The sequence below is a fragment of the Methylobrevis pamukkalensis genome (genome assembly GCF_001720135.1).
Lineage (GTDB): Bacteria > Pseudomonadota > Alphaproteobacteria > Rhizobiales > Pleomorphomonadaceae > Methylobrevis > Methylobrevis pamukkalensis.
This window is the reverse complement of the sequence record NZ_MCRJ01000139.1, coordinates 1-8952: the sequence shown is the minus strand read 5'-3', so window position 1 is coordinate 8952 and position 8952 is coordinate 1. Positions and strand designations below refer to the sequence as shown.

The 8952-nt window shown below is 68.3% G+C and carries 8 protein-coding genes and 2 pseudogenes; 5 read left to right on the top strand and 5 right to left on the bottom strand.

All coding sequences use genetic code 11. The features are described from left to right. The coding region (locus tag A6302_RS17870) for a TRAP transporter large permease (protein WP_069308176.1) at positions 1-1494 on the bottom strand (1494 nt) is incomplete at its 3' end. A gap of 89 nt (positions 1495-1583) precedes the next feature. Beyond that, positions 1584-2126 carry a TRAP transporter small permease subunit gene (locus A6302_RS17865; RefSeq protein WP_069308175.1) on the bottom strand — a complete coding sequence of 181 codons (543 nt, stop codon included), beginning with the start codon at positions 2124-2126 and terminating at the stop codon, positions 1584-1586. A 338-nt stretch (positions 2127-2464) separates the two neighbouring features. On the opposite strand from A6302_RS17865, the gene A6302_RS17860 reads away from it, so the two are divergent. Continuing rightward, positions 2465-2944 (top strand): response regulator, encoded by a 480-nt coding sequence (locus A6302_RS17860; RefSeq protein ID WP_169833618.1) that lies wholly within the window; start codon positions 2465-2467, stop codon positions 2942-2944. Positions 2945-3334: 390 nt separating this feature from the next. On the opposite strand, the gene A6302_RS17855 is transcribed toward A6302_RS17860, so the two are convergent. Both A6302_RS17855 and A6302_RS17850 read right to left on the bottom strand, forming a co-directional pair. Next, entirely contained in the window at positions 3335-3601 is a 267-nt protein-coding gene (locus tag A6302_RS17855; protein ID WP_069308174.1) for a hypothetical protein, read from the bottom strand. A 157-nt stretch (positions 3602-3758) separates the two neighbouring features. Beyond that, complete coding sequence (locus tag A6302_RS17850) at positions 3759-4127, bottom strand: hypothetical protein (RefSeq protein ID WP_069308173.1); 369 nt, start codon at positions 4125-4127, stop codon at positions 3759-3761. A gap of 405 nt (positions 4128-4532) precedes the next feature. On the opposite strand from A6302_RS17850, the gene hemH reads away from it, so the two are divergent. The 4 genes and pseudogenes from hemH to A6302_RS24835 all read left to right on the top strand — a co-directional run bounded on the left by hemH (position 4533) and on the right by A6302_RS24835 (position 7831). Then, entirely contained in the window at positions 4533-5597 is a 1065-nt protein-coding gene (gene hemH, locus A6302_RS17845; protein WP_069308172.1) for a ferrochelatase, read from the top strand. Positions 5598-5713: 116 nt separating this feature from the next. Next, positions 5714-6750: pseudogene (locus A6302_RS17840) on the top strand (SPFH domain-containing protein); the annotation flags it as partial. 55 nt (positions 6751-6805) lie between these two features. Beyond that, a complete protein-coding gene (locus A6302_RS17835; RefSeq protein ID WP_245294132.1) occupies positions 6806-7264 on the top strand; it encodes an NfeD family protein in 459 nt (152 codons plus the stop codon). A 231-nt stretch (positions 7265-7495) separates the two neighbouring features. Next, the gene (locus A6302_RS24835) at positions 7496-7831 is read left to right on the top strand and encodes a hypothetical protein (RefSeq protein ID WP_069308170.1); all 336 of its coding nucleotides are present in this window, start codon (positions 7496-7498) and stop codon (positions 7829-7831) included. A 556-nt stretch (positions 7832-8387) separates the two neighbouring features. Here A6302_RS24835 and A6302_RS26440 read toward each other — a convergent pair. Then, a pseudogene (locus tag A6302_RS26440) lies at positions 8388-8905 on the bottom strand (SGNH/GDSL hydrolase family protein); the annotation flags it as partial. Between the last annotated feature and the right edge of the window lie 47 nt (positions 8906-8952).

Genomic DNA, 8952 nt, shown 5'->3' with positions numbered 1-8952 from the left:
GGTTGCGACCGGGCCGAAGGGATTGGCGGTCGGGTCGCTGCCCGGCGCGCCGAACGGGTTGCCGCCGCCGGCGCCCGGCATCGGCACGTCGACGTTGACCGTGGAGGGATCGAACTCGATCTGGTCGTTCTTGTAGTGCATCACCAGGCCGGGCAGGGCGATCAGCAGGCCGACCATGATCAGCTGGATCACCACATAGGGGATCGAGCCCATGTAGATCTGACCGGTGGTGACCGGCGCGATCGTCTTGCGGGTGACCTTGTCGACATAGGCTTTCTCGGGCGCGACCGAGCGCAGGTAGAACAGCGAGAAGCCGAAGGGCGGGTGCATGAACGACGTCTGCATGTTGACGCCGAGCAGCACGCCGAACCAGACGAGGTCGATGCCGAGCTTGGCCGCGACCGGGGCCAGCAGCGGCACGATGATGAAGGCCAACTCGAAGAAGTCGAGGAAGAAGGCGAGGAAGAAGACGAGGATGTTGACGACGATCAGGAAGCCGAGCTCGCCGCCGGGGATCGCCGACAGCAGGTGCTCGACCCACAGATGGCCGTCGACGCCGTAGAAGGTCAGCGAAAAGACGCGGGCGCCGAGCAGGATGAAGATCACGAAGGACGACAGCTTGGTCGTCGTGTCGAGCGCCTGGCGGACCATCGTGAAATCGAGGCGCCGGTTCATGGCGGCCAGCACCAGTGCGCCGACCGCGCCCATGGCGCCGCCTTCGGTGGGGGTTGCAAGGCCGATGAAGATGGTGCCGAGCACGAGGAAGATCAGCACCAGCGGCGGCAGCAGCGAGGTGATCGACCGCCGCACCAGCGCGAGGCCGCGGAGCGTGCGCGCTTCGGGCGGCAGCGCCGGCACCAGCTCCGGCCTGAAGATCGAGATCAGGATGATGAAGCCGGTGTACATGCCGGTCAGGATCAGCGCGGGCACCATGGCGCCCTCGTACATGTCGCCGACCGAGCGGCCGAGCTGGTCGGCGAGCACGATCAGCACGAGGCTCGGGGGGATGATCTGGGCGAGCGTGCCGGAGGCGGCGATGGTGCCGGTGGCGATGCGCCGGTCGTAGCCGTAGCGCAGCATGATCGGCAGCGAGATCAGGCCCATGGAGATCACCGACGCGGCGACGACGCCGGTGGTGGCGGCGAGCAGCGCGCCGACGAAGATCACCGCGAAGGCAAGGCCGCCGCGGATCGGCCCGAACAGCTGGCCGATCGTGTCGAGCAGATCCTCGGCCATGCCGCTTCGTTCGAGAATCAGCCCCATGAAGGTGAAGAAGGGAATGGCGAGCAGCGTGTCGTTGGCCATCACGCCGAAGATGCGGTCGGGCATCGCGCCGAACAGGTTGGGCGAGAGCAGGCCGAGTTCGATGCCGATCAGGCCGAAGACGAAGCCGTTGGCGGCGAGCGCGAAGGCGACCGGATAGCCCAGCAGCAGCAGGACCACCAGCGAGAGGAACATGATCGGAGCGAGGTTTTCCGCGAAGAAGGCTGTCATTGGGGCCTCGTCTGGCGCGCGGCGGGATCGGGTCGAAGTCGGGGGCGAACCCTGCCGGCAGCCTTTCGGCGCGGCGGCGGATCCTGCCGTCAGTGCGGTCCGCTCACGCGGCCTTCCAGCGGGTCCGGGCCGGTGCCGGTGAGAAAACCGATCCGCTTGATCAGTTCCGAGATGCCCTGCAGGCCGAGGAGGGCGAAGCCGAGCGGGATCAGCATCCAGGCCGGCCACAGCGGCAGGCCGCCGGCGTTGCTCGACACCTCGTCGCTGACCCAGCGCTGGATCGCGAGCGGATAGGTCAGGTAGAGGGTGATGCCGACGAAGGGGAAGAGAAAGAACAGGGTGCCGAGCACCTCGATCCACACCTGCGTGCGCCGCTGGAGCCGGCCGTAGATGATGTCGATCTTCACATGCTCGCCGCGCTGGAGCGTATAGGCCGCGGCCAGCAGGAACACGGCGGAGAACAGATACCACTGCATCTCCAGCCAGGCGTTGGAACTGGCCGACAGCACCTTGCGCGACACCGCGTTGCCGGCGCTCACCAGCACGGCGACCAGCACCAGCCAGGACACGGCCTTGCCGACGGTCACGCTGATGGCGTCGATGATCTGGCTGATCCGGATGAGAAACGGCATGAACAGTTCCCCCTGAGGTCGGGTTCCGGCTCTGCCGGCCGGCTGTTCGTTTGTTATCCGAGACGCCCGAGTTGTCAAACCCGTGCGCCATGTCCGCGCGCTGACGCGGAGGCAACGCTTCATTGAGCCCGCGTAAACTTTTTGGCGCTCAAATGCCGGTAGAATCAGACGATTCATTCGCGGAGAGTTCAGCCTGATCATGGCGCTTCGACACGCAAGGGTGGTATGATTCGCCGAAGGTCGCATGACAGAGCGCAGCGTGTGCCGTTTGCGCGGCGCGTCCAACAACGGCACGCGAGCGTATGCCGGACAACGAGAGCGACCGGGGGAGAAAACCGATGATGGCTGCGAAGGGAGATCTCCGGCAGGGGCCGGTGGAAGTGGACAGTCCCGACGCGCGCATCCTTCTCGTCGAGGACGACGAGGACGAGGTCCGCCTCATCGTCCGGCTGCTCGATCAGGCGCCGATCCGCATCGAGGTCCTGCCCTTCGGCAACGGGCAGCTGGCGCTCGACTATCTCGACGCCCAGCGCACGGGAGCGGGCGGGCCGCTGCCGGACCTGATCCTGCTCGACATCAACATGCCGGTGATGGACGGGATCCTGTTTCTTGCGCGGCTGCGCAAGCATCCGGACTACAAGTCGCTGCCGGTGGTGGTGCTGACCACGGCGACCGACGAGGAACTCGTGCGCCGCGCCTATGATTTCGGCGCCAACGCGGTCATCAACAAGGTCGACAGCCTCGACGGCATGAGCCAGATCGCCAACACGATCGTCGATTTCTGGTTCCGCGTCGCGCGCCGCTACTATCTCGACTGACCGGTTCGCCCGGCCCGCGGACATGCAACGGCGCCGGAGGCGTGTCCCTTGCGGGGGCCTGCCGGCGCCGGTTGTCGCGCCCCTCCGCGCGGCCGTCCCCGGATCTGCGGGGCGGAAGGCAACGGGGCGGAAGGCCTCGTGGTCCGAAGCTTGGGTGATCGGACGCTGTGGCGATCGGACGATCCGGGAGGGGCACGTGCCCGTCCGCGTCAGTCCGGCGCCGCGTCCGCCGCCGCATCGGCCCTTCGGGCCTGCCGGCGACGGACATCGGGGCGATCACCGATCCGGCTCAGCGGTTGAGGAGGTTCCAGTCGGAGTCCGAATAGCCCGGATGGTAGGCGCTGCTCACCGCCGGGGCCTGCGCGGCGACGGCCGAACCATGGGTGCCGATCACCTGGGCGTCGGCGGCGCGGGCTCGCGCTCGGCGCGGATGACGTCGCTGTCGCTGTAGCCGGGATGGTAGACGCCGGACACGGCCGGGGCGGTGGCGAGCGCGGCGCCGTGGGTGCCGGTCACCTGGGCGTTGGCGGCGCGGGCTTCCTGGGCGCGGAGACGGATCTCGCTGTCGCTGTAGCCCGGGTGATAGGGGGCGGCGACAGCGGCGCCGGTCAGGGCGGCGAAGACGGCGGCGGCGAGAACGGTACGATTGAAAGACATGACACACTCCTTGAGGGGAACGACCGGGCCATTTCGGCGGCGGGTCTCGGGAAGGATGGACGGCTGTCCGATCCTTCGGCTTCATTCGGGGGCCTCATCCGCCGCGGCATGGTTCCCTGCGGAGGAGCCGGCGGCGGAGGGCGGTGGACGGGCGGGCTCAGCGGTTGAGGAGGTTCCAGTCGGAGTCCGAATAGCCCGGATGGTAGGCGTTGCTCACCGCCGGGGCCTGCGTGGCGACGGCCGAACCATGGGTGCCGATCACCTGGGCGTTGGCGGCGCGGGCCTCGCGCTCGGCGCGGATGACGTCGCTGTCGCTGTAGCCGGGATGGTAGGCGCCGGACACGGCCGGGGCGTTGGCGAGCGCGGCGCCGTGGGTGCCGGTCACCTGGGCGTTGGCGGCGCGGGCTTCCTGGGCGCGGAGACGGATCTCGCTGTCGCTGTAGCCCGGGTGATAGGGGGCGGCGACGGCGGCGCCGGTCAGGGCGGCGAAGACGGCGGCGGCGAGAACGGTACGATTGAAAGACATGACACACTCCTTCTGGTTCGGGGCCGGGTCGCCTGCGGCGGGGCCTCGGGGTGGACGGAACGGCTTCGCGTTTCGTTGATCCAGAGCTATGCCCCTGCTGCGAAATAGAAAAGTGGGCCGGCGATCACATGAAGCTCATTGCCACGTGGTTCAGATTCGCGTGATCGGTATTGAAGCCGGCGTTGCAACGCCCCTGGCGCCGGCCTGCGCCGCGCAGCGCCGGGACGCAATCCGGCAGAAAATCGGCTTTCGCCGTGTTTGCCGCTGGCAAAGCTGCCGACTTGGCTTATCTGTCAGCGCGCGGGCGGCCGATCACGAAGCGGGCCGTTCCTGCAGCCGGACATCAACGACCGGAACGGTTTCGTGAACGACAAACGTCGATTCAGCGTGGGAGCAGGACGGGGCATGGACCAGATCACGACGACCGCAGGGCCTGGCGTGCCGCAGCCGATGAAACTTCCGGCCGCGCATCCGCCGGTGAAGACCGGCCGCGTCGGCGTGCTGCTCGTCAACCTCGGCACGCCGGACGGCACCGACTACTGGCCGATGCGCCGCTATCTGAAGGAATTCCTGTCCGACCGCCGGGTGATCGAGACGCCGCGGGCGATCTGGTGGCCGATCCTGAACCTGATCGTGCTGACCACGCGGCCGAAGAAGAGCGGGGCCGCCTATGCCTCGATCTGGAACAGGGAGCTCGACGAGTCGCCGCTGCGCACCTTCACCCGCTCCCAGGGCGACAAGCTGGCCACGCGGCTGGCGGCCATGCCCAACGTCACGGTCGACTGGGCGATGCGCTACGGCAAGCCCTCGATCGCCGAGAAGCTCGATGCGCTGAAGGCGGCAGGCTGCGACCGGCTGCTGATCTTCCCGCTCTATCCGCAATATGCGGCGGCAACCACGGCGACCGTGAACGACAAGGTGTTCGAGCACCTGATGAAGCAGCGCTGGCAGCCGGCGGTGCGCACCGTGCCGCCCTATCACGACGATCCGGCCTATGTGGACGCGATCGCCGCCTCGATCGAGCGGCATCTGGCGACGCTGGATTTTGCGCCGGACGTGGTGCTCGCCTCCTATCACGGCGTGCCGCAGTCCTATTTCCGCAAGGGCGACCCCTATCACTGCCATTGCCACAAGACGACCCGCCTCGTGCGCGAGCGGCTCGGCTGGGACGAGAGCCGGCTGAAGGTCACCTTCCAGTCGCGCTTCGGGCCGGAGGAGTGGCTGCAGCCCTACACGGACAAGACGCTCGAGGCGCTGCCGGGCGAAGGCGTGAAGAAGGTGGCGGTGATCAACCCCGGCTTTTCCGCCGACTGCCTGGAAACGCTGGAAGAGATCGCCGAGGAGGGCAAGGAGAGCTTCCTCCACGCCGGCGGCGAGCGCTTCACCCACATTCCCTGCCTCAACGACGGCATGCTCGGCATGGACGTGATCGAGACGGTGGTGCGCCGCGAACTGATGGGCTGGATCTGAGGTCGAGAGGGCCGCAGCCGGGCCCGCGGTGATCATCGCCCGTCCGGGCGGTTGATTCATCGCGGCTTCACGGCTTCCATGCGAACATCGCCCCGACTGCGAAAGGATGGCTCCGCATGTACGGCTTCTCCGGTTTCGACATCTTCGTCCTCGTGCTGGTCGTCCTGGTGGTGATCACGCTCTTTGCCGGCATCAAGCAGGTGCCGCAGGGGTTCAATCACACGGTCGAGCGCTTCGGCCGCTACACGCGCACGCTGCGGCCGGGCCTCAACTTCATCGTGCCCTACATCGACGCCATCGGCGCCCGGCTCAACATGATGGAGCAGGTGCTGGACGTGCCGAGCCAGGAGATCATCACCCGCGACAACGCCACCTGCACCGTCGACGGCGTGACCTTCTACCAGGTGCTCGACGCGCCCGGGCGGCCTACGAGATCAGCGGCCTCGAAAACGCGATCCTCAACATCACCATGACCAACATCCGCACGGTGATGGGCTCGATGGATCTCGACAACCTCCTGTCCAACCGCGACGAGATCAACACCCGCCTGCTGCATGTGGTCGACGCGGCGACGGAGGCCTGGGGCATCAAGATCACCCGCATCGAGATCAAGGACATCAACCCGCCGCGCGATCTCGTCGAATCGATGGCCCGGCAGATGAAGGCCGAGCGCGACAAGCGCGCCTCGATCCTCGAGGCCGAGGGCATGCGCCAGGCGCAGGTGCTCAAGGCCGAAGGCGAGAAGCAGGCGCAGATCCTGCAGGCCGAGGGCCGGCTGGAGGCCGCGCGCCGTGACGCCGAGGCCCGCGAGCGGCTGGCCGAGGCCGAGGCCAGCGCCACCCGCGCCGTCAGCGACGCCGTGTCCGACGGCAACGTGCAGGCGCTCAACTATTTCATCGCCGACAAGTACACCCAGGCGCTGGGCAAGTTCGCCAACTCGCCGAACCAGAAGATCCTGATGATGCCGCTGGAGGCGAGCGCGCTGATCGGATCGGTCGGCGGCATCGCGGAACTCGCGCGCGCCGCGTTTTGCCACCGACCCGGAGCCGCCGCGGCGCTCGCGCTCCGGCGTCCCGCCGGTGACGGCTCCCGTGCGCACCGACGGGGAGTGAGCCCGCCCGCGCGAAGATTTCGGCATGGCTCTGGGCGTGACGGTTTGGGCGTGACGGTCCGCGATGGCGGGGCAGACGGACGGGGAGGAGCGGGCGGTGGGCTTTTTTGCGGGTCTCGCACAGGATCTCGGCCCTTGGGCCTGGTGGGTGTTCGCCGCCGTGCTTGCCGGCGTAGAGATCCTCCTGCCCGGCACCTTCTTCATCTGGTTCGCGGCGGCGGCCGTGGTCGTCGGGGCGCTCGCCCTCGTCGTCGATCTCGGCTGGCAGGCCGAACTGCTGCTGTTCCTCCTGCTCGCCGTGGTGGCCGCGCTCGTCGGGCGGCGCTGGTACGGCACGCGCAGCCGCCCCTCGGACGAGGCTGCGCCGACGCTCAACGACCGCGCCGGCGGTCAGGTCGGCCGCACGGCGCTGCTGGAGGAACCGCTGGTCGACGGTATCGGCCGCATCCGTCTCGACGACACGGTCTGGCGGGTGGAAGGGCCGAACCTGCCGGCCGGAACGCGGGTCAGGATTGTCTCCGTGCGCGGCGGCCGGCTGCAGGTCGAGGCCGCCTGAGGCGTGCTGCAGTGCACCCGCGCCGTCTTCGCGATGGTCCGCGTTTCAAGGCGGATCACAGAAATCTGACAGGCAGTTGATTTACCTCACTGTTCCCCAAAAGGGGCCTAATCATCCGTCTGGCGATCCCCAGATCAGGGTCATGGAACGCGGGACCACGTGATCTCGCCGGGCTGGCCGGCCTCCCCGGAGCCTGAGCTTCCAAGACACAGGTTGGGAAAGGATCTCATCATGACCATCAAGTCGATTGCCCTCGCCACCGCCGTTCTCGCCGGGATCACCGGCGCCGCCGTGGCCGCTCCGTATCACCCGGGCTACAGCACCAGCGACATCGAGCTTCGCAATCGTGAAGCCCGCGCCGCCAATTCCCAGGTCGTCGGCACGCATGGGTCGTCCTATGCCGCTCCCGAGGCTGCCGTGACCGGCTCCTATCACCCGGGCTACAGCGACAGCGATCTTCGTCTGCGCGAGCGTGCCAGCTCGCATACGCAGCCCTGGAGCGCGGCTGCCGGCTACACCGACGCCGAGAAGGCGCAGGCCAGCTACTACAAGCCCGGCTACAACTGATCGGCACGACGTACGGTCGCACGGGCCGGCGTTGCCGGGCCCGCGCGGTTGGTTCGAGAGGGAGGCTCCCGCAAGGGGTCTCCCTTTTCGTTTGCGTGATCTTACCCCGCGTGACGTCAGGGTGCGGGGACGGGGAGGGCGGGGCGGGCGATGATCCCGAAGCGTCCGGCCGCGACGCCGCACCGGCCGGTGCCTCGCGGGCGACTTCGGGGACGGCCTCGGGCGGTGCCTGCGCGGGGGCGGCAGGCGGGGCGCTCGCAAGGGTCGGCAGCGCCATCGCATCGGCGCGGCCCGGTACCGGTTGCAGCGGCAGGCCGAGGGTGACGAGCCGATGCAGCGCGCTGCCCTCCCGCGGCGGCGGCTCGGCGTCGTCGGCGACGAGATCCTCGTCGGTGCCGGCGTCGGGATCGGTCAGCGAGATGACGAGGCCGTCGGCGGCGGTCGGCGGCGGAGCATTGCCCACGGTGCCCTTTTCCAGCCAGGTCCGGAGCGGCTGCTCGGCGTAGAACGCCAGCTTGCGCCGGCCGGATGTGGTGAAATGGATCCCGTCGGACAGCCGCAGCCGGCGGATCTGGCCGTCGAGATCCGGCCCGGAGGCGGCATAGTTGCCGACGTCGTCGCCGAAGGCCTTCCACACGTCCACATACTGCGTGTCCAGCCCGTCGAGGCTCTGCCGGATCAACTGGTCGATATAGGCCATGTCGGTGGACAGGCGCCCGCTCTCCATCGGCATCAGGCCGACCCACCACATCGGCACCTTGGCCTCCGCGGCGAGCCCGGCCAGCGCGACGATGCGCTCGCGATAGGCCGTCTCCCACGGCGGCGCGCGGAAGGGCAGGGCGCCGTCGGCGGCCGCAATCGGCTGACGGTCGTTGAGGCCGATCACGGCGATGATCGCCTCCGGCGGATCCTCGCGGCCGAGAATGCGGCCAGCGTCTCCGGCCAGTTCAGGTAGTCGTCGCGCACGAGGCCGGAGGCCCCGGAAATCTCGGTCTCGATCCTGAGATCCGGCGTGTCGGCGAAGGCGACATCGAGGCCGCGCGCAAGATGGCTTGCCAGCGAGTCCCCGATCACCGTCAGCACCTTCGCGTCCGGATTCTTGACGATCTCGGGGGCCGGCG

Excerpts from the sequence above, each read along its gene's own strand:
- A6302_RS17865 (WP_069308175.1), bottom strand. The coding sequence starts at position 2,126 with ATGCCGTTTCTCATCCGGATCAGCCAGATCATCGACGCCATCAGCGTG.
- A6302_RS17860 (WP_169833618.1), top strand. The coding sequence starts at position 2,465 with ATGATGGCTGCGAAGGGAGATCTCCGGCAGGGGCCGGTGGAAGTGGAC.
- A6302_RS17855 (WP_069308174.1), bottom strand. The coding sequence starts at position 3,601 with ATGTCTTTCAATCGTACCGTTCTCGCCGCCGCCGTCTTCGCCGCCCTG.
- A6302_RS17850 (WP_069308173.1), bottom strand. The coding sequence starts at position 4,127 with ATGTCTTTCAATCGTACCGTTCTCGCCGCCGCCGTCTTCGCCGCCCTG.
- hemH (WP_069308172.1), top strand. The coding sequence starts at position 4,533 with ATGGACCAGATCACGACGACCGCAGGGCCTGGCGTGCCGCAGCCGATG.
- A6302_RS24835 (WP_069308170.1), top strand. The coding sequence starts at position 7,496 with ATGACCATCAAGTCGATTGCCCTCGCCACCGCCGTTCTCGCCGGGATC.